The following is a 23,355-nucleotide window of genomic DNA, read 5'->3' on the forward strand; positions in this document are numbered from 1 at the left end:
ATCAATTACTAAAAATAGATTTCAATATTTCATATAAGTAATGAAGTAAATAATTGAGGATAAAATGGAAACTAAACACGCTCAAGAGCTATCTGATATGTTTAAAGGGAAAACTCTCTTGATTACAGGTGGTACTGGTTCATTTGGTAACGCTATGATTAAAGGTTTCTTAGATTCACAGCTTAAAGAAATTAGGATTTTTAGTCGTGATGAGAAAAAACAAGAAGATATGCGAATTGAGTATAAAAATGAAAAACTTGATTTTATTCTTGGGGATGTTCGAAACTTTAATGATATAAATCAAGCAATGATGGGCGTGGATTTTGTTTTTCATGCGGCTGCTTTAAAACAAGTACCATCATGTGAGTTTTACCCAATGCAAGCGGTTCAAACGAATATTTTAGGTGCAGAAAATGTACTCGAAGCTGCAGCTAGAAATAATGTACAACGTGTAGTTGTTTTAAGTACTGATAAAGCTGTATATCCAATTAATACTATGGGTATGTCAAAAGCTTTAATGGAAAAGTTGGCTGTTTCAAAAGCAAGAGATACAAGAGTAAAAAAAATAGAGGCAATTTATACCGCAACGCGTTATGGTAATGTGATGTGTTCGCGTGGCTCTATAATTCCATTATTCATTAAACAAATTAAAGAAGGTTTGCCTTTAACTATTACTAATCCCAATATGACGCGTTTTATGATGTCATTACAAGATTCTGTAGAGCTGGTTATGTTTGCTTTCAGTCAGGGTAATCCAGGTGATATTTTAGTACAAAAATCGCCAGGTGCAACGATTGAGGTTTTAGCTCAAGCGCTTAAAGAGCTTTTTAATGCGGATAATGAGATTAAAATTATTGGTGAGCGTCATGGCGAGAAGCTGTTTGAAACTCTTTGTTCTAAAGAAGAAATGGCGAAAGCTGATGATTTAGGGGGATTTTACCGAATTCCTGCTGATTTTAGAGATCTAAACTATAGTAAGTACGTACAAGAAAATGCACCTGCCTTACTTGATGACGAATATAATTCACATAATACCCATAGATTGAATGTTGAAGAGCTAAAAGAATTATTATTAACTTTAGATTATGTTCAAGATGAATTGAAATCACATCAAGGATAAGAAAATGTTGCCACTGATAAAAACCAGTTTACCTGATAGAGAACTATTGATTCCTCGTTTAGAGGAAGTTTTGTATAGTGGATATATTGCCCAAGGTGAGATTGTTGAAAATTTTGAAAGAAAATTTGAAGAATATATAGGAAGTGGAAATACACTTTCATTGAACTCAGGCACTGCAGCATTACATATCGCATTGATATTGGCTGGAGTTGGGCGAGGCGATGAAGTCATTAGTACAGCATTGACCGCTGAACCTACTAATGTCGCTATTAAAATGGTTGGGGCAAAAGTTCGTTGGGCTGATGTTGATTATGAGACTGGCAATATATCATCCGACTCGATAGAAAAAGCAATCAATCCTAAAACAAAAGCAATCATCGTTGTAGACTATGCGGGTATTCCTGTTGACGTAAAGAGAATTCAGACAATTTCTGAAAAGTATGGCATTCCTGTAATTGAAGATGCAGCACATGCAATAGGTGCTAAATTTGATGGGAAAAAAACTGGCAATCATTTTCCATTCACCGTATTTTCTTTTCAAGCAATAAAACATCTAACAACAATAGATGGAGGAGCTTTACAGATTCAAGATAAAGCGCTTTACGAGCGAGGTAAAATTATAAGATGGTTCGGATTAGATAAAAAGAAAACTAGATTAGATAATAATATAACTGAGCAGGGTTATAAGTATCATATGAACAATGTGAATGCTTGCGTAGGCCTTTTACAGTTGGAAGGAATCGATAAAATTGTTGATAAGTATATAGAAAATGGTAAATACCTTGATCAAAATTTAATAGGTGTGCATGGTGTAGAGTTAATTCAGTATTATGATAACTCAGAGCCATCTTACTGGTTATACACATTAAAGGTTGAGAATAGGGCTGGCTTTATCAAAATGATGGAGGCAAATGGCATAGCTGCTTCTGAGCTTCATAAACGTAATGATTTACATGAATACTTAAATGATCATCCTGTGGAATTACCTAATTTAGATCAGTTTTATGAAAAGATGGTACATATTCCATGTGGGTGGTGGGTCACTAAAGATGATTGCGATAAGATGATTGAATTGATTCGGAAAGGTTGGTAATGATTCCCATTTTTAAACCTTATATGCCCAATGATATTTTATCCGAATTAGAGAATATTCTATATTCAGGTCAATTAGCATATGGAAAATATGGAAAATTATTTGAATCAGAGTTAGCAAAATTTATAGGTAATCCGTACGTGATTTCGGTGAACTCTTATAATCAAGCTATGCTGTTAGCCTTATCAATATTAAATTTAAATCCTGGGGATGAAGTAATCTCATCTCCAGTAAGTTGTTTGGCGTCGAATCAGCCTTTTGTGATTAAGGGGCTCAGGGTTATTTGGGCTGATGTCGATCCAGAGACGGGCTCACTCTGCGTTGATGATGTTAAGAAAAGAATCACTTCAAAAACAAAAGCAATATTTCATAATCATTTTTGTGGTTATTTAGGTGATATAGCCGCAATCAATCAATTAGCTAAAGAGCGTGGTATTTGGGTTGTTGATGATTGTATTGAAGCATTTGGCTCAGAGTATGATACTCAAAAAGCAGGGAATTTAGGTGCTGATTTAACGGTATTTTCTTTTCAAACGGTTCGGTTGCCAAATACTGTAGATGGTGCTGCAATAAGTTTCTCTTCCAAAGAGTTATACGAGAAAGCAATTCTCATGCGTGACTATGGTATTGATAGGAAAAACTTTAGAACATCAACGGGTGAAATTAATCCAAATTGTGACATCACATTAGAGGGCTATGGTGCAACTCTTAGTGAAATTAATTCATATATTGGTTTGAAGCAAATGGATAATTTGCCTAAGTTGTTAGAGAAACAGAGAAAAAATGCGATAGATTGGAATAATAGAATCCGAGAAGTTTCATCTATAAAACCGTTAAACTTAATATCCGATACCCAGCCAAATTATTGGGTGTTTGGTGTTTTATGTGAGGATAAAGCACAAGCGCTACAAAATTTTCGTAATCAACATTGGTATGCAACAGGTGTTCATATCAATAATAATATTTACTCTGTTTTTAATAATTTTGAAAATTTAAACGGAGTGAATGAATTTATAAATAAATTTTTAGCTTTACCATGCGGTTGGTGGGTTAATTTTAATGAATGAGAAAATTAAATGAATCAAATTGATATAACGGCTAAAATTCACCCTAATGTTAAATTAGGTAAATTTAACAGAATTGGTAAAAATGTTGTTATTGAGATATTAGGCGATGACCCAAACTTAAGTGTAACAATTGGTGATAATAATATTATTAATGATAATACACGTATTTTTATTCATGGAAAATTTAGCATGGGTGATTGGAATGTATTGCATAATGATATGTTACTTATGGCTGAGCAATATTTACATATAGGTCATAACTGTTGGTTCGGCCAGAACACGATATTGGATGGAGCAGGTGGTTTAGTCATAGGAAATGGTGTAAGAGTTGGAATGTATTCTCAAATTTGGACTCATGTGGCGAGCGGAGAACAGATAGAAGGTTGTACATTATATTCGAAAAGAGAAACTATAATTGAAGATGATGTATGGTTGGTAGGTAGTTGCATTGTTGGATCTGGTCTTAAGTTAGGGTGGAGAAGTGTTGCGTTAATTAATTCGGTACTTACAAAAGATACTTTACCAAATAGAGCTTATGCAGGCAGTCCAGCAAAACTTATGGAAAAAGCTCAGTTTTATGTGGAAAAGTCACTTGATGATAAATTTGAATTATTAAGTGGTTGGTTAAATGATTTTATTACTATTAATATTGATTTAACTTTGAAAAATTTAGATTCAAAATTTTTAATATTAGAAAATACAGAAACCAATGAGAAAGTGATATTTTCTAAGAATATTTCTAAAGAAATTCAAAAGCCTGAAAGTATCTTTTATTTGGAAGATAAGACATTTATTAAAACAAATTCGTTGTTAGAGCGACAAGTGTATAAATATTTATACAATAACAAAGCTCGTTTTTTACCTCGGTAATAAAAAGGCAGCTAGATATTGAATTCTAATGAGATAAGTAAATTTATTTTACTATTTTGGGGAGTTGGTTCGTTAAAATGTTCGAGATTAAGTTAATAAAACATCAAGATGTAACAGAGCAAGATATTAAACAGGTTGTTGATTTAAAATCTATGCAATGGAATTTTAGTTTAGATAAGCAGATACAATGGATCAAAAATAATATTAAAAATTCTGATTTTCATATGTTTTTACTTTTAAATGGAAAAGGTGTAGCTTATTTGAATTTAATAGATATTGATTTAATTGTAAATGGTATATCTAGAAAAGGTCTAGGGATAGGAAATGTTTGTGCAATAGAGAAAGGTAAAGGGCATGGTTTTGAGTTGATGAAAGAAGCAAATAAAGTTATTTCTAATTTGAATCAAACAGGACTTTTGTTTTGTAAAGAACCATTATTAAAGTTTTATCATTCTTTGGGCTGGGAAGAGTTGGCTCCAAAGAGCTATAAGGTAAAGGGTGATAATTTAAAGGTCATGGTTTTCAATATAAAATATGACAATAACTTTTTTATTGAGTATGATGGTATTATTTTTTAATAACAGATAATTTAGTGAACATAATTATCTGTCTATATAGGTATAGAATAATTAAAAATTTGATTGAAATCTTTTAATTTTGGTTTTTAGGCGATATTTTAGGTTGATTAAAAGGTTTTTATTAAGTGAATAAAGTAACTAAAAATATCATTGCAAATTATCTAGGTAAATTGTGGGGTTTTGTCTCCATATTTATTTTTGTTCGATTATACATAGATTTACTAGGTGTCGAATCATACGCAATAATAAATTTTTATACTGTGATACTAGGATTGCTTGTATTTGCTGATGCTGGCTTAACAGCAACTTTAACAAGAGAATTAGCAAGAGATATCAGTATTGAAACAAAAGCCAACTTAGTTTATACCTTTGAAAGGGTTTATGTTGGTATATGCTTTTTACTTACAATTTTAGTCATAATTTTTGCGCCCTATATTGCTAATAATTTTTTGAAATCACAAATTTACCCTGTAGAGACAGTGACATATTTTTTACGTTTAATAGGTTTTGGTGTGGCTTTACAACTTTTCTCAACATTGTATGAGGGTGGGTTAAATGGTTTACAACATCAAGTTTTAACAAATAAAATTAAAATTATTTGGAGTGCTTGTAGGGCAGGTTTGGTATTAGTACCTCTATACTTTCTCCCTAAATTAGAAATATATTTTTGGTGGCAGATTCTTTGCAATGTAGTTCTATTGCTGATTTTTAGAAAGAAAATACATATCTTATTGCCAAATTCAAACCCATTTTTTTCAAAAGAACTATTAAAGTCTATTTCTAAATATGCATTAGGAATGATGGGAATAGCTTTAATTTCGGGTATCAATATTCAAATCGATAAACTTGTAATTAGTAAATATTTATCAATGGAACTTTTTGGTTATTACTCAATTGCAAGTTTGTTAGCCCAACTTCCAATAATGATTGTAACACCAATTATCATTGCAGTATTTCCTATTTTAGCATTGTTTGTATCTCAAGGAGATCAAAACTCTATAGTAAAGAGCTTTCATAAATATTCGTTTTTAATAACTGTAATTGTAGCACCAATTGTATTTTGTATAGCGTTGTATTCGATACCATTGGTAACTTTATGGACTGGTAAAGCTGGCATCGCGCAAAGCGTGGATTATGTAGTAAAGATATTAATCATTGGTGGTTTCTTTCTATGTTTGCAATTAACCCCATTTTATCTCGCTTTAGCAAATGGCTCAACTAAGATAAATTTGTATACTGGAATTGTTGGGCTCATTGTTATTATCCCGCTTATGATCTATTCAATTAGTCATTATGGTATGATTGGCGCTGCGATTCCTTGGGTGATTGTAAACATTGGAGGTTTTCTCTTTGTTGGATTTTATAGTGTTAATAAATTTTTGAAAGGACAAGTATCATATTGGTTGATTTGGGATATTTTTGTCCCAATAACAATAAGTGTTATAATAGGTCTTTTCGTTGAGATAATATTGAGTAATATCAATGGTGAATATGTATTTATTGCCAAATCTCTACTTATTGGTGTTTTAAGTGTTGTATTTAATATTATAATTCAAAATATGAAAAACCCAGATTATTCAATGATTAATATTGTATCGGTTTATGAAATTTTTAAAGGAAAGTTATTCAAATGAAACCTTTGATAAGTGTAGCAATTGCAACCAAAAATCGCGAAAAATATTGTATAGAGGCTATTAAATCTATTTTAGGATATAGAAATCCAGATATTGAAATTGCTATCGCTGATAATAGTGCAACAACTGAAGTCAAAAAATTTATTGAAGATATTAATAGCAACGTTATTAAATACACTTATCATGGTGAAGATAATATTTCTTCGATAGAAAATTTTAACCGTGCAATGGAGTTAACCACAGGTTACTATGTGATGCTGATAGGTGATGATGACTCAATACTTCCAAAAGTTATTGAAATCGCACAATGGGCAAAAGAAAATGATATAGATTCGATTTGTTCAAAAGAGAATTTGATATATTATTGGCCTCAAGCATTAGATCAATATCCAAATGGGTTGATGATAAGTCCTCCATCAACTGGTAAAATAACTAAGATAGATTTCCGAAAAAACCTCAATGCACTTCTTGAAAATGGATTACAATTATATTTATTGTATCCATTACCTAAGACTTATCATGGATTAGTTAAACGTAGTTTAATGGAAGAGATCAAGCAGAAAGTTGGGCATTATTATGGTGGGCTAAGCCCAGATTTATATTCATCAATCGCGGTATCATGCGTTGCAAAAAACCATTATGTTATTGATGAACCACTTTCGATAGCTGGTGTATGTGCAGTAAGTACTACAGCAGACAATTTTAAAGGGCTTCATTCTGGAAGTCTAGAAGGTATTCCTCATTTAAAGAATAGGCCAAACTATCAGTTTAGTGAGAAAATCCCATTGTATTATTCAGTAAATACCATTTGGGCTGAGTCTGGTTTAAAAGCATTAGAAGAATTAAATGAAACGGAGTTGCTTAAGAAATTTAATATGCATAGGTTGATGGCTCAAGCTTGGATCCATAATCGAAAATTTATTGCACCAATTATTAAGGAAAAGCATATGGATTTACTTGAAAAACATAATGTTGGTGCACTAAGGAACATATTGTCTTTTTATTTGGCCACTATAGATATATTAAAGGCTAAATTGAAGCGCATTATTATTGAAAAAATTAAGAAAGAAAAAGTGGTTAGGGTAGAAGGGTTAGTTAATATATCCGATGTTATTTCATCTTATAGAAAAGATAGAAAACAATGACTTATTATATATTTCCATACTTCTATATTTTATTTTTTTCGCTACTTTTATACTTTGGTAATATAAAAGTAGTAAAGGTTTGGCATCTATTTTTTCTACTTCTACCTGCTATTTTAGTTTTTTTTCTAAGAGGTAATGTTGGAACGGATACTTATAATTATTTGGGGTTGTTTGATGACTACATGCACTATGGGGAAAGTGATGCAAAATATGAGCCTGGGTTTGAGTTTTTAGGGAAAGCTCTAATTGGCTTAGGGCTTTCTCCGCGTTTTGCATTAGCATCAATTGGGCTTCTAACAACTTTGCTTTTATGCAAAGCTTATTCTGCTTCCAAAAGGCAGATGTTATTACTTATGTTACTTATATTTCCATTATATTTTTTTGACTTTACAATGAATGGTATTCGATATGGATTAAGTTTTAGTTTGGCAACGATAGCTATAGACTCACTTCATAAGAAAAAATATCGATCAGCTACTATGTGGGGGCTTATTGCTTTCAGTATGCAATATTCTGCAGCTTTAGTTATTCTACCTTTTGTTGGTGCTTTAGTAAAAAAAAGATATGTTTTAACTTTTGTTTTGCTAATTATAATAGGGTTTGCAATTAGCCCAGATATTTTTAGTTTAATTACAGATAGGATTTCTGGAAAGAGAAATGCTTACAGTGAAATTTTTGCTCCAAACATATTTTCTGGGTTAGCTCCATTATTAATTGTTTTATTGATATATATGAGTTTTTTATTTTTTCATAAAAATAAAGAATATTCTAAATTAATTCATATAATATTGTTGTTTGAGGTGTTGTCATTTATTTTATCAAAATTTACTTATGCTGGTTTACGCTTCCAAGGTGTATTTATGTATTGTATGATTCTTTATCTTAAATATAATTTGGATATTGTCGATTCTCGTATTTTTAGAAAATATATTTATTTTTTAATCTTGTTAAGTATAATAGGGATATTACTATTTCTAAAAAACATATCTGTTATAGTTGAGGGAGATATTTCTCCGTACTTACCATATAAGTTTTTTTGGGAAGAACAGAGACCATATATATTATGATGAAAATTTCAGTAATTATACCAATGTATAATGCTTCAAAAACCATAGTTCGTGTTCTAAACTCAGTGAGAAATCAAACACTGAATTGTGATTATGAGGTTTTAGTAGTTAATGATGGTTCAAAAGATGACAGTAAAGAAATCGTTGAAAAATATATTTCTGAAAATAAAGAGTTTAAAATTATATTGATTGATAAGCCGAATGGTGGTGTTTCAACAGCTAGAAATGCAGGATTAAGTGTATCAAAAGGTGATTTGATAGCTTTTCTTGATTCTGACGATGAGTGGTTTCCAGATAAGCTGGAAAAGCAAAAACAAATATTAAATAATAATCCTGAAATTGATCTCTTAGGGTGTGCTTTCGATGGATTATATTTTAATAAGTTATCAGATGGAGAGTTGTTAGAAATTAAAGTTGATCAATTAATTTTTAAAAATTATTTCCAGCCATCAACTGTTATTTTAAAACGAAAAGTGTTTGAACATGTTGGATATTTTGATGAGAATCAAAAATATGCAGAAGAAGGTAATTATTTTATACGTATAGCAGAAAATTTTAATTGTTTTTTTTGTAATATGAAAGTTATAAATTATGGTGATGGAAAATCAGGTTTTGGTGCAAGTGGTTTAAGTGCAAATTTGAAAGAAATGCATAGAGGATTTATCAAAAATCTTAAGTTTGCGTATAGTAATAATCTAATTAGCTTCGGTCAGTATATGCTAGCTAGAATAGTTGAGCAGTTGAAATATGCGAGACGAGTTTTGATTGTAGGGTTAAAAAAATGATCTCTACTTATGGCTTATTTGGCACTTTAAAGATCATCTATTTTTATTTTAAAACAAAATTGTTTTTTCATAAAGCTAGATTAGTTCGATTTCCGATAGATATTAGAAATAAAAGAAATATAGATTTTGGTGAAAATATTACTACAGGGATTGGATGTAGAATTGAATGTTTTCCAAATAGAAGAACGAGTGAAAAATTATTAAAATTTGGGAAAAATGTACAAATCAATGATTATGTGCATATTACAGCAGCCAATTCTGTAGAAATTGGCAATAATGTGCTTATGGCAAGTAAAATTTATATATCTGATTGTACGCATGGAAGTTATATTGGCGATACAAATGATAGCGATCCAATGACTTTACCTGTTGAAAGACCTTTATCTGTAAAATCGGTTAAAATTGATGATAATGTTTGGCTGGGTGAGTTTGTATCTGTATTACCTGGTGTAACAATCGGAAAGGGAACAATTGTTGGTGCGAATTCTGTAGTATCTAAAAGTTTACCTCCTTATGTGATTGCGGTTGGGTCACCAGCAAAGCCTATTAAATGTTATAATTTTGAGACTCAGAAATGGGAAAAATATGTTAATTAAAAATGTACTAATTACTGGCGGTGCTGGTTTCATCGGATCTAATTTGGCCTTAAAACTAATTGAAAAAGGCTATCAAGTTACTGTGTTGGATAATTTGTCTCCACAAATTCATGGTGATAATCCAACGGAGACATCTCCTTTGTTTTTAAGTATTAAGGATAAAGTCAGATTTATTCAAGGTACGGTTACGAGCAAAGAAGATTGGGAAAAAGCATTAAAAGGGCAAGATGCTATTGTTCATTATGCAGCAGAGACTGGTACTGGGCAATCTATGTATGAAGTTGAAAAATATGTAGATGTCAATATTAATGGTACAGCTTTAATGCTTAACCTCTTGGTTAATGGGGCATATGCCATTAAAAAAGTCATAGTTGCTTCTTCACGTTCAATTTATGGTGAAGGTAAATATATTAGCAAAGAGCTTGGGGCTGTGTATCCTACTCAAAGAACAGCTGATTACATGGATAGTGGAGATTTTGAGGTTAAATATCCAGAATCATCAGCATTAACATTAGTTGGAACAGATGAAGCGTCAAAAATACATCCTTCATCTGTTTATGGTATAACAAAGCAAAATCAAGAACAAATGGTTTTAACAGTATGTCCAACGATTGGAATTGCTGGCGTTGCTTTTAGATATCAGAATGTTTATGGGCCAGGCCAGTCGCTGAAGAATCCATATACAGGTATCTTATCTATTTTTTCTACTCAAATCAAAAATGGCAATAATATAAATATTTTTGAGGATGGTTTAGAAAGTCGAGACTTTGTTTATATTGATGACGTTGTTGATGCTACTATTCTAGGTTTAGAAAAAGATGAAGCAAATAATCAGGTTTTTAATGTTGGAACAGGTATAGCAACGAATGTACTAACAGTTGCTAATGAATTAGTGAAAAATTATGGTATTGATGTTTCTATCAAAGTTTCAGGTAACTACCGTTTAGGTGATATTCGTCATAATTTTGCAGATTTAAGCAAAATTAATAAGCTTCTTGGCTTTGAACCTCAAGTTTCATTTCAAGAAGGATTGAAGGTGTTTGCTGATTGGGTAAATACCCAAGAAATCCAAGAAGATATGTATCAAAAGTCTATTGATGAGATGAAGGCAAAAGGGCTATATAAATAAAATGAAAAACCTAGAGCATCTAAAAGGGAAAAAAATATTATTTTTTTGTGTACAATCGTTTAACTTAGAAAAAGATATAGTTAAACAGTTAGAGAGGCACGGTGCTCTAGTTACATATTTTGATGAAAGACCCGCAAATAATAATTTCACAAAAGGCATGATTCGCATCAATAGAAATTTTTTGCAAAAAAGAATCAATAAATATTATGAAAAAATTTTAAAACTGATAAAAAATGAAGAATTTGATTTTTTATTGGTTAATCGTGGGGAGGTTGTCCCTAAATTTTTTCTAGAAAAATTTATAAAGTCGCAGCCGAAATGTCAACGCATATTTTATACTTGGGATAGTTTTGGAAATCATAGTCATGGACTATCAATTTTAGAGTATTTTCATAAGAAATTTACGTTTGATCAAAAAGATGCTCATAAGTATGGGCTAGGGTTCAGACCCTTATATTTTACCGATCGATACCGTGAAATTTATAAAAGTAAAATGACTAAGATTATTGATTTATTGTTTCTAGGCACGGCTCATTCTGATCGATATATTATTAGCAATCAAATTGCAGGATGGTGCCAGGAAAATAAACTTACGGTTTTTAATTATTACTTCATGCAAGGAAGACTAGTCTATTTTTATAAAAAATATTTTGATCAGAGTTTCAAAATGTTTGACTTTAAGAAGTTAAGTTTTAAAAGTTTAACAGCTGAAGAAATTGTTCAATATTATGATAAGTCCAACGTCGTTTTAGATATTAGTCATCCAGGTCAGTCTGGTCTAACAATGCGTACTTTTGAAACGATTGGTGCTGGAAAAAAATTAATTACAACAAATATGAATATCAAAGATTATCCTTTTTATAATCCACAAAATATTTTTGTGTTTGATCGGAGTGAAATCAAATTAGATAAAGATTTTTTTCTTAATGAGTATGAGCCTCTTAGTAAAGAATTGTATGAAAAATGTTCTATTGATGGTTGGATAGAAGATGTTTTTTTTGGTGAGGAGCATAATTCTTGGAATATGAATAATCTACGGTAAATTTTTTGGTCATAAATTCTTTTAATTTGCTAAAAGATATACACTGTATCATTGTTTACTTAGGCAGTAAGCTGAATTTTATTAGTAATTGTTTTAAGGAAATTGATTTTTGTCGTATATATAGTTGAGGATTAACAAGAAAATTGTGTTATTTTATACTATATTGAAATGAATTATTGACCCTCTCGTGGTGAAGCGATTTGTGTAAAATTAGTTTGGATTTAGGTTTTTAATAAAAATTATTGTAAATTATGGGTTTAGAAGAGACAAATGAAAAGACTGTTTGATATCATTATTGCATCAATTGCATTGTTTTTACTCTCTCCAATTTTCATATTAGTTGCTTACAAAGTTCGTAAGAACCTAGGTTCCCCAATTTTTTTCTATCAAGAGCGACCTGGAAGAGGTTGTAAGCATTTTAAAATGATGAAATTTCGTTCAATGAAAAATGCATTTGATGAAAATGACAATCCATTGCCTGATGATCAACGGATTACTCCATTTGGACATAAATTACGTTCGACCAGTTTGGATGAAATGCCACAATTGATTAACGTATTGAAAGGTGATATGAGTGTGGTAGGTCCTCGGCCTCAACTTCCAGAGTTTGTAGAACATTATACAGCTCATCAGATGCGTAGACATGAAGTCAAGCCAGGTATGACAGGTTTAGCTCAAGTCAGTGGTCGTAATAATTTATCTTGGGAAGAAAAATTTGATTTAGATGTAGAATATGTTGAAAAGCAATCGATCCTGTTTGATTTTAAAATTATGTTTAAAACAGTTGAAGTGATGTTGAAAAAAGAAGGTATAGACTCTCCAGATCAAGCTGTTGGTGCAAGTCGTTTTTCAGGTTCAGAAACGACAGATACTAAGTCTACAAATCGTTAATATAGTGTTATTAAAGTAAATTATGATTAAGAAAGCTATTCTTCCTGTTGCTGGTTTAGGTACACGTTTTTTACCTGCGAGTAAGTCTATCCCTAAAGAAATGGTCACGGTCGTTGATCGTCCTGCGATTGAATATGTCATCAAAGAAGCGGTTGTAGCAGGGATTGAAGAAATTATTTTAGTTACGCATTCTTCAAAAGCGTCGATAGAAAATTATTTTGATCGTAATTTTGAGCTTGAAACCACATTGGAAAATAAAAAGAAATTTGATTTACTCAAAGAAATTACAGAAATTTTACCCAAACATGTGAGTGTGATTAGTGTGCGCCAACCACAACCATTGGGTTTGGGACATGCTGTTTTATGTGCGAAATCAGTTGTGGGTGATGAAGATTTTGCAGTGCTTTTACCTGATGTATTGGTAAAAGAGAGTCATGCAGAAAATGATTTAGCGCGAATGATTCAGCGTTTTGATGCATCGAAAGCAGCGCAAATTATGGTCGAGGCGGTGCCTGATCACCTTGTGGATCAATATGGTATTGTTGATGTTGTTCATTCACCTAAAGAAGGTGAAAGTATTGTGATGCAAGGTATTGTTGAAAAACCAGCTGTAGATAAAGCACCTTCTAATTTATCAGTGGTTGGTCGTTATGTTCTTCCTGCCAAAATCATGCAGTTGTTAGAACAGACGCCTAAAGGTGCGGGTAATGAGATTCAATTGACCGATGCGATTGCAGCTTTACAAAAATTAGAAAATGTTGAAGCGTATCGTATGAAGGGACAGACTTTCGACTGCGGTAGTAAAATTGGTTATTTAAAAGCAGTCTTGCACTATGGTGTAGAACATCCTAAATTAGGTGAAGAATTCAAACAACTCATTAAAGAGTTGAATCTATAAAGTATTGGATCAGATATGAATATTTGTGTTTTTGGCACAACCCTTCAAGCTGGCGTAATTGCTGGCTTGTTTGCAGAATATGGGCATCAAGTCTATTGGTGTCCTCAAATTTTGACTGAAAACCAAACTTCAGTGCATTATCAAGATGAAAATTTAAATCAGCTTATACATAAACAAATTAAAAATAACTCATTGCAATTGGTGAGCTTAAAAGAGATCAATTTACACAGTGATGTGTTTGTTTTTAGTTTTAACCCAACAGAATTTGATCAAGCGATTATTTTAGCGGAAGAATTAAAAACACAGCCGATTATTCACCCTAAACTGATGATTAATGGTTCAACTTTTGGTTTAGAAGGGACGGAAAAACTCAAGCAAATTTTGGCCACAGATCATTGGGCTTATTTACCAGATACTATTCAAGAAGGGAATGCGATCCAAAGTTTTATGGATCTAAAGCAAATTATTGTGGGTGTTGATCAAGAAGAAACACAAAAAGAGATTAAAGAACTACTTCGCCCATTTTTCCAATTAAAGCAACAATATCTATTTATGCCCTTTTTAGATGCTGAATTTACTAAGTTAAGTATTTCTGGCATGTTGGCAACGCGGATTAGCTATATGAACGATATGGCGCAAGTTGCAGAAAAATTAAATATTGATATCCAAAATGTGAAACAGGGTTTGGCTGCGGATAGTCGTATTGGTGCAACTTATCTTTCTCCGGGTGTGGGTTTTGGTGGGGAGAATTTTTCTCATGATATTTTAACACTCACAGGTACTGTGGCAGGTTCAGGTATTAAAAGCCAACTGCTTGACCAAGTGTGGAATATTAACGAACAACAAAAAGAAATTTTGTTTAGAAAATTCTGGAATTACTACCAAGGGCAATTAACGGGTAAAGTCGTTGCGATTTGGGGGGCTTCTTTTAAAGAAAATACTTCTAGTGTTGATAATTCGCCAATTCACACCATGCTTGCAGCGCTTTGGGCACAAGGGGTTACGGTAAAGTTGCATGACCCACAAGCTTTAGAAAAAATTTCTGAGCTTTATGGTGAGCGTTCGGATTTAATCTTATGTAATAACCAATATCAAGCAACAGAACAAGCTCATGCTTTATGTATATTGACCGCTTGGAAACAATATTGGAGTCCTGATTACTTGCAACTTTTACAGAAAATGGCGCATCCGTTGATTCTTGATGGTCGAAATATTTTGGATCCCGATTTTGTCAAAGCGCAAGGTTTTGCTTACCAAGGGGTTGGTCGAGTATGATAAATTCTATGTTAGGTATTGATCAAAACGAGCAAAATTTACAGCAGTTGCAAGACAAAGCTGTGATACAACAACAATTGCGTTTAACAGATTTATTTGAAAAAGATACGCAACGTTTTGAAAAGTTTTCAGTGCATTTTAATCAATTGAGTTTTGATTATAGTAAACATCGCATAAATCAAGAAACACGTGCTGATTTATTTAAATTTGCTGATTCAAAATTATTAAAAGAATGGATCAAACGATTATTTACCGAAGAATCAATTAACTATACAGAAGGTCGAGCGGCGATGCATTGGGCATTACGCTTACCGAAAGATGATCAAGATTATCCTGAATTAGCTGAACAGGTCCATCAGCAATTAGATCGCATGTATCAACTTGTTGAAAAAATACATGTAGGACAATGCCGTGGTGCTACAGGTGAAGTGATTCAGGATGTGGTCAATATCGGTGTTGGTGGTTCTGATCTTGGGCCATTAATGGTCAGCCATGCTTTATCCGATTATAAGGTAAGTACTGCTAAACCCTTAAAAATACATTTTGTGTCAACCATGGATGGTAGTCAGCTTTCTGATTTATTACATCAACTTCGACCTGAAACCACCTTATTTATTATTTCCTCAAAATCATTTGGGACTATTGATACATTATCTAATGCTCAAACGGTGCGCCAATGGCTAGAGAAAGCTTTAGGCACGCAGCAGAGCGTTGTTCGACATCATTTTGTGGGGGTTTCAACTAAACCAGAAAAAATGACAGCGTGGGGAATTGCTGAAGACAATCAGTTCTTACTTTGGGATTGGGTGGGCGGTCGATATTCGCTTTGGTCATGCATTGGTTTACCAATAGCTTTACAGATAGGTGTTGATGGATTTAAGCGGCTACTCGCAGGTGCTTATGCGATTGATCAGCATTTTCAAAAAGCATCTTTTGAACAAAATATTCCCGTATTAATGGGTTTGCTTGGTGTTTGGAATAATAATTTTTTGAATATTCAAACCCATGCAGTCTTGCCTTATGATGGTCGCTTAAAATATTTTGCTTCTTATTTACAGCAACTTGAAATGGAGTCGAATGGCAAATCGATTCAACGCAATAATGAAAAAGTGGATTTAAATACTTGTCCAATCGTATGGGGGGAAGTCGGTCCAAATGCACAACATGCTTTTTATCAACTCCTTCATCAAGGGACACATGCAGTAAGTTGTGATTTTATTGCACCTGTGCAACGTTATAATGCCAATCAATTTACTTATGCAGAAAGTGCTGAATCGTTGACTGAGCAACATCATTTGGCATTATCCAATTGTTTGGCGCAGTCACGATTATTGGCTTTTGGTAATAAAGCATTAAATGTAGATGAGCTATCACAATTAGCGTTGTATCAACAATATGAAGGCAATCAACCCAGTTCAACTTTGTTATTACAAGAGTTGAATCCATATAGTTTAGGTATGTTGATTGCGCTTTATGAGCATAAAGTTTTTGTGCAATCTGTGATCTGGAATATTAATCCATTTGATCAATGGGGCGTTGAAAAAGGCAAAGAAATTGCCAATCAATTGCTTCCAATTCTGAGTGGTAAAGAAAAAGATATTTCTCAGCTTGATGCTTCAACGCAAGGTTTAATCAAAATCTTACTAGGTAAATAATAACGATACTGAAAAATTATGGCGAGTATTTTAGTCACTGGCGGTGCGGGCTATATCGGTTCGCATACTTGTGTTGAGTTGCTTGAAGCTGGGTATGAGGTGATTGTTTTAGACAATCTATCAAATAGTTCAGAAGAATCATTAAAACGTGTGCAAGAATTGACTGGGAAGGCTCTTAAATTTATTCAAGGTGATATTCGAAATCAAAATGACTTAGATCAAGTTTTTTCATCTAATCAAATTGATGCGGTGATGCATTTTGCGGGCCTAAAAGCAGTAGATGAAAGTCAACAAATACCACTAAGTTATTTTGATAATAACATTGCTGGATCAATACAGTTGGTTCAAGCAATGGAACGTGCCAATGTCTTTAATTTGGTGTTTAGCTCTTCAGCGATAGTTTACGATGAAGGAAATATTTCTCCTTTAGATGAAACGATGCCGACAGGTATGCCATCCAATAATTATGGTTATACTAAGCTGATTGTTGAGCAGTTATTAGAAAAATTGTCGATTGCAGATGAGCGTTGGTCGATTGCTTTATTGCGTTATTTCAATCCTGTTGGTGCGCATAAAAGTGGTCGTATTGGTGAAGACCCTCAAGGTATTCCAAATAATTTAATGCCTTATGTAACGCAAGTTGCGGTTGGTCGTCGTGAAAAACTTTCAATTTATGGTAATGATTACGATACAGTTGATGGTACTGGTGTTCGTGATTATATCCATGTTGTAGATTTGGCAAATGCACATTTATGTGCATTGAATAATCGTTTGGCAGCTCAAGGCTGTAGAGCTTGGAATGTAGGAACGGGTAATGGTTCGTCTGTTCTGGAAGTGAAAAATACCTTTGAGCAAGTGAATGGCGTTACAGTCGCTTATGAAATCGCACCACGTCGCTCAGGTGATGTAGCAACATCTTTTGCGAATAATGCTCGAGCGGTGAGTGAACTGGGTTGGACACCAAAATATAAACTAGAAGATATGCTAGCTGACAGTTGGAATTGGCAAAAACAAAATCCAACAGGCTATAAGGCTTAGTTTTCTACAATATTTTCCTCACAATAAAATAGGCGCTCAAGGCGCCTATTTTATATTTAAAATTGAGAATTAACCTTGAATCAACCGTGTCAATTCATCTACATAATCTTGCATTGGTTTTGGATTTTTATCCGCACGACTTTCAATATTCAAACGTAATAGTGGTTCAGTATTGGATGCACGAACATTCAAACGCCAAGCGCCGAAGTCTAAACTTACCCCATCCGTTTTATCAATGGCAGGATTTTGATCTGAAAAATAATCAAAGATTTTTTGAATGGTAATTTGAGTATCAGTCACTTTAAAGTTGATTTCACCACTACATGGGAAACGTTCAATCATGCCTTCAACTAAGCTTGATAATGATTGCTGAGTTTCAGAAAGTACGACAATCGCCAATAACCATGGAATCATGCCACTGTCACAATACGCAAAATCACGGAAATAGTGATGTGCACTCATTTCACCACCATAGACAGCATTATTTTCACGCATTACGTCTTTGATGAAGGCATGGCCAGATTTGGATTGAACCGCGATTCCTTTATATTGCTCTACAATATCTAAAGTATTCCAAACTAAGCGAGGGTCGTGAACAATTTTTTCTCCAGCTTGTTTAAGTAAAAAGGCTTGAGCAAGTAAACCCACAATATAATAACCTTCAATAAATTGCCCTTTTTCATCAAATAAAAAGCAACGATCAAAGTCACCATCCCAAGCAATCCCCATATCCGCTTGATGTGCTAATACAGCATCACGAGTACTGTCACGATTTTCAACTAAAATAGGGTTAGGAATACCATTTGGGAAAGTACCATCTGGTTGATTATGAATTTTTATAAATTCTATAGGTATATTGAGTTGCTTGAATTTTTCCTCAATTGCATCCACAACATGGCCAGCAGCACCATTTCCAGCATTCATCACAAGTTTAAGTGGGCGAATCTTTGCTGGATCAATATATGTAAGTAAATGATCAATAAATTCAGGAAGAATATTATATTTTTGAGTCGTTCCTTTTTGAGTAACTTCAATAAAATCTTCTGATTCAGCCAGTGCTTGAATGTCTTTTAAACCCGTATCCGCGCTGATTGGTCGTGCATTTTCACGCACTAATTTCATACCATTATAATCCATTGGATTATGACTGGCAGTGATTTCAATGCCGCCTTGAACGTCGAGATGGAATGCACCAAAGTAAACTTCTTCTGTTCCAGTCATCCCTAAATCAAGTACGTTAATCCCTGCATCATTTAGACCGCGAATCGTTGCTTGTTTTAAATCTTCACTGGTTAAACGAACATCACAGCCCACAACAACTGTTTTCGGTTGATAAATTTGCCCATAAGCACGACCAATTTTATATGCAATTTCTTCATTCAATTCCGTGCCAAGTTTTCCACGAATGTCATAGGCTTTAAAACAAGTAAGTGATGCCATGTTTGCTCATTTCTTATGATTTAAAAAGACATAATTATACATGATGCCTTATGACAGGATTTGGAATATTTGTTCAGCTTTCATTGCATTGGGCTGAAACGTCCTCATGATGGTTTCTTTTGAAATATTAATAAACAAATAATTAAAAAAAAATAATGAATAGATTAAAAAAAAACCAGCGATAAATTAATAAGTTATTTACATAAAAATTGAATCGATTCTTATTCATCTATAAAAACAGAGGTTGAATAGTATTTTAATGTTTGTTTTGTGACATAAGTCACATTATTATGTCATGGATTATATCTTTTTTCATATTTTATAAAAATGAGGCTACATAATGACAAGAATCGTAATCGTTGCTAAAAATGGCGGAGATTTATTACAAGATACTCAAGCGAGTGAAGTTGTATTGAGTCAACCATCAGTTGTACAAGTCGGTGTGACGAAAGATGCGGTAGAGTCTATTACAAGAGAAGGCAACAATGTTGTCATTGTTTTAAAAAATGGCGAAAAGATTGTTGTCGATAATTTCTTTAATGATGCAAATAACGCCGATAACTCATTGGTTTTCCCTGAACAAGACAAAGGTTTTGCTTTAGTTGAATTTGATTCTGCTAACGGTGCTGTGAATTATCTTGGTTTAGATAGCCTTGAGCCGTTACTTTATTCAAATGACAGCGCTGGGCTGATCGCCTGGCTATTTCCCGTTGTTACTGCTGGTGGAATTTTGTGGTGGGCACATCGAGATCATGATAATAACGACCGAACTTCTCCGACTGCAAAAGCAACATTGACGGGTATTACTGAAGATACAGGTCTAAGTTCTACAGATTTAATTACCAATGACAAGACATTGATTTTGAGTGGTAAAATCACTGAACCTTTAGCTGCGGATGAGACAGTTCAAATTAGTTTGGATGGTGGGAAGACATGGTTAGATACGGTTGTAGATCGAAATAATGGTTCTTGGAGCTATGATAATACCAAAAATCCTCTAGCTGATGGTGTTTATACCGTTCAAGTTCGGACAGTTGACGAAGCTGGAAATGTTGGTCCAATCTCAGAACAAAAAATTACCATCGACACTACTGTACCAATCCAACCAGAAGGCGTTGGTGCTACAGACAATGTAGGACCGAATGTAGGTGATATTCCAGCTGGTGGTACAACGGATGACACTACACCGACCATTACAGGTAAAGGTGAGCCGGGTGCAACCGTTGAAGTTTCAGATAATGGTAAACCACTAGGTACAACGACTGTAGACTCAACAGGTAACTGGACATTCACGCCAGAAACGCCATTGACTGATGGTCCACACGAAATCACAACTACGCAAACAGATCCTGCAGGGAATACCAGTGATCCAAGTGACCCGCTTGTATTAACTATAGATACCACACCACCAGCTAAACCAGAAGGCGTTGGTGCTACGGATAATGTAGGACCGAATGTAGGTGATATTCCAGCTGGTGGTACAACGGATGACACTACACCGACCATTACAGGTAAAGGTGAGCCGGGTGCAACTGTTGAAGTTTCAGATAATGGTAAACCACTAGGTACAACGACTGTGGACTCAACCGGCAACTGGACATTTACCCCAGACACGCCATTGACTGATGGTCCACACGAAATTACAACCACTCAAACAGATCCTGCAGGGAATACCAGTGATCCAAGTGATCCATTTGTATTAACTGTTGACACGACTGTGCCGACAATCACAGCTGAAATTACAGGGATTACCGAAGATACAGGTCTTGCAAACGATTTTGTAACCAATGATCCAAGTTTAGTGATTAGTGGCAAAGTATCAGATGCAACACAAGTCCAAGCGGGTGATAAAGTCCAAGTTCGAGTAGATGGTGGAACATGGACAGATGCAGCGCTGAAAGCGGATGGAACGTGGAGTTTAGATAACACTGCGAATCCATTGGCGGAAGGTAAGCATACGGTTGAAGCACGTATTGTTGATCAAGTGGGTAATGCGACAGCACCGNNNTGGCAAAGTATCAGATGCAACACAAGTCCAAGCGGGTGATAAAGTCCAAGTTCGAGTAGATGGTGGAACATGGACAGATGCAGCGCTGAAAGCGGATGGAACGTGGAGTTTAGATAACACTGCGAATCCATTGGCGGAAGGTAAGCATACGGTTGAAGCACGTATTGTTGATCAAGTGGGTAATGCGACAGCACCGACGAGCAAAGAAATCACAATCGATACGACACCACCAGCCGATGGAAGTTTGACAGATGTTAAACTATTGGATGATGTTGGCGCTGTAACAGGTGAGATTCAAGACGGNATTGGCGCTACGGATAATGTAGGACCGAATGTAGGTGATATTCCAGCTGGTGGTACAACGGATGACACTACACCGACCATTACAGGTAAAGGTGAGCCGGGTGCAACTGTTGAAGTTTCAGATAATGGTAAACCACTAGGTACAACGACTGTGGACTCAACCGGCAACTGGACATTTACCCCAGACACGCCATTGACTGATGGTCCACACGAAATTACAACCACTCAAACAGATCCTGCAGGGAATACCAGTGATCCAAGTGATCCATTTGTATTAACTGTTGACACGACTGTGCCGACAATCACAGCTGAAATTACAGGGATTACCGAAGATACAGGTCTTGCAAACGATTTTGTAACCAATGATCCAAGTTTAGTGATTAGTGGCAAAGTATCAGATGCAACACAAGTCCAAGCGGGTGATAAAGTCCAAGTTCGAGTAGATGGTGGAACATGGACAGATGCAGCGCTGAAAGCGGATGGAACGTGGAGTTTAGATAACACTGCGAATCCATTGGCGGAAGGTAAGCATACGGTTGAAGCACGTATTGTTGATCAAGTGGGTAATGCGACAGCACCGACGAGCAAAGAAATCACAATCGATACGACACCACCAGCCGATGGAAGTTTGACAGATGTTAAACTATTGGATGATGTTGGCGCTGTAACAGGTGAGATTCAAGACGGTACGACAATAGATGATACTCGTCCAGAATACACAGGGCAGGCTACACCAGATGTTGAACATGTTAATGTTTATGACAATGGTGGATTGATTGGAACAGCGACAGTACAGCCAGATGGAACGTGGACATTCACGCCAGAATTACCTTTGATCGGAGGTGACCATAGCTTTACAGGCAAACCAGTAGATGCAGCAGGCAACGAAGGCGTAGCCACAGATCCAATCGACTTTAATGTGATTGGTTCAGCACCATTGGCACCGACGATTCAAAGTGTTGATGACAATGTAGGTGATGTGACAGGTCCTTTACAAAAAGGCGCGACAACGGATGACAAGACTCCGACAGTGAGCGGAACCGCTCAACCGGGTACTATCGTTCATATCTATAGCAATGGCACAGAAGTTGGTTCAGTTGCAGTACAACCCAATGGAAAATGGACACTTGAAGTTGCAGACCTAGGTGCAGATGGTGAGAAGAAACTCACAGCTGTTGCCAAAGACCCAGCAGGTCAGCCCAGCCCAGCTACAGGTGAATACCCAATCATACTCGATACTATTGCACCTACTCAGCCTGAAGATATCACTGCCACAGATGATGTGGGTCCTACGATTGGCGAAATTCCAGCTGGTGGAACAACGGATGATACGACACCGACCATTACAGGTACGGGTGAGCCGGGTGCAACCGTTGAAGTGATTGATAATGGTCAACCACTAGGTACCGCAGTTGTAGACCCAACAGGGAATTGGACATTTACCCCAGAAACCCCATTGACTGATGGTCCGCACGAGATCACAACCACTCAAACAGATCCAGCAGGGAACACAAGCGATNTTCAACAGGTAACTGGACATTTACCCCAGAAACCCCGTTGACTGATGGTCCGCATGAAATTACAACCACTCAAACAGATCCAGCGGGTAATACCAGTGCTCCAAGTGATCCATTTGTATTAACTGTAGATACCACAGCACCAGCTAAACCTGAAGGCGTTGGTGCTACGGATAATGTAGGACCGAATGTAGGCGATATCCC

20 protein-coding genes and 2 pseudogenes are annotated in these 23,355 nt (G+C 34.9%); 21 read left to right on the top strand and 1 reads right to left on the bottom strand.

All coding sequences use genetic code 11. From position 1 onward, the window contains the following. Positions 1 to 97 precede the first annotated feature (97 nt). The 17 genes from CDA10_RS04140 (at position 98) to galE (ending at position 17,883) form a co-directional block, all read left to right on the top strand. Positions 98 to 1,120 (top strand): polysaccharide biosynthesis protein, encoded by a 1,023-nt coding sequence (locus CDA10_RS04140; protein ID WP_089604255.1) that lies wholly within the window; start codon positions 98 to 100, stop codon positions 1,118 to 1,120. 4 nt (positions 1,121 to 1,124) lie between these two features. After that, a complete protein-coding gene (locus tag CDA10_RS04145; protein WP_089604231.1) occupies positions 1,125 to 2,213 on the top strand; it encodes a DegT/DnrJ/EryC1/StrS family aminotransferase in 1,089 nt (362 codons plus the stop codon). After that, entirely contained in the window at positions 2,213 to 3,280 is a 1,068-nt protein-coding gene (locus CDA10_RS04150; RefSeq protein WP_089604232.1) for a DegT/DnrJ/EryC1/StrS family aminotransferase, read from the top strand. Before CDA10_RS04145 ends, CDA10_RS04150 begins: the two co-directional genes overlap by 1 nt. A gap of 9 nt (positions 3,281 to 3,289) precedes the next feature. Next, a complete protein-coding gene (locus CDA10_RS04155; RefSeq protein ID WP_089604233.1) occupies positions 3,290 to 4,150 on the top strand; it encodes an acyltransferase in 861 nt (286 codons plus the stop codon). 77 nt (positions 4,151 to 4,227) lie between these two features. Next, complete coding sequence (locus CDA10_RS04160; RefSeq protein ID WP_089604234.1) at positions 4,228 to 4,728, top strand: GNAT family N-acetyltransferase; 501 nt, start codon at positions 4,228 to 4,230, stop codon at positions 4,726 to 4,728. Positions 4,729 to 4,853: 125 nt separating this feature from the next. Further along, a complete protein-coding gene (locus CDA10_RS04165; RefSeq protein ID WP_089604235.1) occupies positions 4,854 to 6,362 on the top strand; it encodes a lipopolysaccharide biosynthesis protein in 1,509 nt (502 codons plus the stop codon). Further along, entirely contained in the window at positions 6,359 to 7,507 is a 1,149-nt protein-coding gene (locus CDA10_RS04170; protein ID WP_089604236.1) for a glycosyltransferase family 2 protein, read from the top strand. Before CDA10_RS04165 ends, CDA10_RS04170 begins: the two co-directional genes overlap by 4 nt. After that, on the top strand, positions 7,504 to 8,574 hold the full coding sequence (locus CDA10_RS04175) for an EpsG family protein (RefSeq protein ID WP_089604237.1): 1,071 nt from the start codon (positions 7,504 to 7,506) through the stop codon (positions 8,572 to 8,574). Before CDA10_RS04170 ends, CDA10_RS04175 begins: the two co-directional genes overlap by 4 nt. Next, the gene (locus CDA10_RS04180; protein WP_089604238.1) at positions 8,571 to 9,359 is read left to right on the top strand and encodes a glycosyltransferase family 2 protein; all 789 of its coding nucleotides are present in this window, start codon (positions 8,571 to 8,573) and stop codon (positions 9,357 to 9,359) included. Before CDA10_RS04175 ends, CDA10_RS04180 begins: the two co-directional genes overlap by 4 nt. Then, complete coding sequence (locus CDA10_RS04185; protein WP_089604239.1) at positions 9,356 to 9,955, top strand: LbetaH domain-containing protein; 600 nt, start codon at positions 9,356 to 9,358, stop codon at positions 9,953 to 9,955. The genes CDA10_RS04180 and CDA10_RS04185 overlap by 4 nt, the downstream gene beginning before the upstream one ends. Beyond that, positions 9,945 to 11,084 (top strand): NAD-dependent epimerase/dehydratase family protein, encoded by a 1,140-nt coding sequence (locus CDA10_RS04190; RefSeq protein WP_089604240.1) that lies wholly within the window; start codon positions 9,945 to 9,947, stop codon positions 11,082 to 11,084. The genes CDA10_RS04185 and CDA10_RS04190 overlap by 11 nt, the downstream gene beginning before the upstream one ends. A gap of 1 nt (position 11,085) precedes the next feature. After that, the gene (locus tag CDA10_RS04195) at positions 11,086 to 12,126 is read left to right on the top strand and encodes a WaaS/CpsH family glycosyltransferase (RefSeq protein ID WP_089604241.1); all 1,041 of its coding nucleotides are present in this window, start codon (positions 11,086 to 11,088) and stop codon (positions 12,124 to 12,126) included. 270 nt (positions 12,127 to 12,396) lie between these two features. Then, positions 12,397 to 13,017, top strand: a complete 621-nt coding sequence (locus CDA10_RS04200; protein ID WP_089604242.1) for a sugar transferase — start codon at positions 12,397 to 12,399, stop codon at positions 13,015 to 13,017. Positions 13,018 to 13,039: 22 nt separating this feature from the next. Then, positions 13,040 to 13,915: a UTP--glucose-1-phosphate uridylyltransferase GalU gene (galU, locus tag CDA10_RS04205; RefSeq protein WP_089604243.1), complete on the top strand. Its 876-nt coding sequence runs from the start codon at positions 13,040 to 13,042 to the stop codon at positions 13,913 to 13,915. Between the two features lie 15 nt (positions 13,916 to 13,930). After that, on the top strand, positions 13,931 to 15,190 hold the full coding sequence (locus CDA10_RS04210) for a nucleotide sugar dehydrogenase (protein ID WP_089604244.1): 1,260 nt from the start codon (positions 13,931 to 13,933) through the stop codon (positions 15,188 to 15,190). Next, positions 15,187 to 16,845 (top strand): glucose-6-phosphate isomerase, encoded by a 1,659-nt coding sequence (pgi, locus tag CDA10_RS04215; RefSeq protein WP_089604245.1) that lies wholly within the window; start codon positions 15,187 to 15,189, stop codon positions 16,843 to 16,845. The genes CDA10_RS04210 and pgi overlap by 4 nt, the downstream gene beginning before the upstream one ends. 18 nt (positions 16,846 to 16,863) lie before the next feature. Next, on the top strand, positions 16,864 to 17,883 hold the full coding sequence (gene galE / locus CDA10_RS04220; RefSeq protein WP_089604246.1) for a UDP-glucose 4-epimerase GalE: 1,020 nt from the start codon (positions 16,864 to 16,866) through the stop codon (positions 17,881 to 17,883). A gap of 69 nt (positions 17,884 to 17,952) precedes the next feature. Here galE and CDA10_RS04225 read toward each other — a convergent pair whose 3' ends face one another. After that, complete coding sequence (locus CDA10_RS04225) at positions 17,953 to 19,323, bottom strand: phosphohexomutase domain-containing protein (protein ID WP_089604247.1); 1,371 nt, start codon at positions 19,321 to 19,323, stop codon at positions 17,953 to 17,955. Positions 19,324 to 19,663: 340 nt separating this feature from the next. On the opposite strand from CDA10_RS04225, the gene CDA10_RS04230 reads away from it, so the two are divergent. The 4 genes and pseudogenes from CDA10_RS04230 to CDA10_RS17170 form a co-directional block, all read left to right on the top strand. Beyond that, positions 19,664 to 21,328: Ig-like domain-containing protein (locus CDA10_RS04230; protein ID WP_213062846.1), on the top strand; the 1,665-nt coding region annotated here is incomplete at its 3' end. Positions 21,329 to 21,331: 3 nt separating this feature from the next. Then, positions 21,332 to 21,634: pseudogene (locus CDA10_RS17160) on the top strand (Ig-like domain-containing protein); the annotation flags it as partial. Positions 21,635 to 21,674: 40 nt separating this feature from the next. Then, positions 21,675 to 23,153 (top strand): Ig-like domain-containing protein (locus CDA10_RS17165; protein WP_407640363.1); only part of this gene is annotated, 1,479 nt, incomplete at its 3' end. 1 nt (position 23,154) lies between these two features. Further along, positions 23,155 to 23,355 (top strand): annotated as a pseudogene (locus CDA10_RS17170) (Ig-like domain-containing protein); the annotation flags it as partial.

The organism is Acinetobacter piscicola (assembly GCF_002233755.1).
In the GTDB taxonomy this organism is placed as follows: Bacteria; Pseudomonadota; Gammaproteobacteria; order Pseudomonadales; family Moraxellaceae; genus Acinetobacter; species Acinetobacter piscicola.

Bases quoted from the DNA above. Each gene is read 5' to 3' on its own strand.
- galE (WP_089604246.1), top strand. From the start codon at position 16,864: ATGGCGAGTATTTTAGTCACTGGCGGTGCGGGCTATATCGGTTCGCAT.
- CDA10_RS04200 (WP_089604242.1), top strand. From the start codon at position 12,397: ATGAAAAGACTGTTTGATATCATTATTGCATCAATTGCATTGTTTTTA.
- CDA10_RS04170 (WP_089604236.1), top strand. From the start codon at position 6,359: ATGAAACCTTTGATAAGTGTAGCAATTGCAACCAAAAATCGCGAAAAA.
- CDA10_RS04145 (WP_089604231.1), top strand. From the start codon at position 1,125: ATGTTGCCACTGATAAAAACCAGTTTACCTGATAGAGAACTATTGATT.
- CDA10_RS04175 (WP_089604237.1), top strand. From the start codon at position 7,504: ATGACTTATTATATATTTCCATACTTCTATATTTTATTTTTTTCGCTA.
- CDA10_RS04155 (WP_089604233.1), top strand. From the start codon at position 3,290: ATGAATCAAATTGATATAACGGCTAAAATTCACCCTAATGTTAAATTA.
- CDA10_RS04190 (WP_089604240.1), top strand. From the start codon at position 9,945: ATGTTAATTAAAAATGTACTAATTACTGGCGGTGCTGGTTTCATCGGA.
- CDA10_RS04150 (WP_089604232.1), top strand. From the start codon at position 2,213: ATGATTCCCATTTTTAAACCTTATATGCCCAATGATATTTTATCCGAA.
- CDA10_RS04225 (WP_089604247.1), bottom strand. From the start codon at position 19,323: ATGGCATCACTTACTTGTTTTAAAGCCTATGACATTCGTGGAAAACTT.
- CDA10_RS04210 (WP_089604244.1), top strand. From the start codon at position 13,931: ATGAATATTTGTGTTTTTGGCACAACCCTTCAAGCTGGCGTAATTGCT.
- CDA10_RS04195 (WP_089604241.1), top strand. From the start codon at position 11,086: ATGAAAAACCTAGAGCATCTAAAAGGGAAAAAAATATTATTTTTTTGT.
- CDA10_RS04160 (WP_089604234.1), top strand. From the start codon at position 4,228: ATGTTCGAGATTAAGTTAATAAAACATCAAGATGTAACAGAGCAAGAT.
- CDA10_RS04180 (WP_089604238.1), top strand. From the start codon at position 8,571: ATGATGAAAATTTCAGTAATTATACCAATGTATAATGCTTCAAAAACC.
- CDA10_RS04185 (WP_089604239.1), top strand. From the start codon at position 9,356: ATGATCTCTACTTATGGCTTATTTGGCACTTTAAAGATCATCTATTTT.
- galU (WP_089604243.1), top strand. From the start codon at position 13,040: ATGATTAAGAAAGCTATTCTTCCTGTTGCTGGTTTAGGTACACGTTTT.
- CDA10_RS04140 (WP_089604255.1), top strand. From the start codon at position 98: ATGTTTAAAGGGAAAACTCTCTTGATTACAGGTGGTACTGGTTCATTT.
- pgi (WP_089604245.1), top strand. From the start codon at position 15,187: ATGATAAATTCTATGTTAGGTATTGATCAAAACGAGCAAAATTTACAG.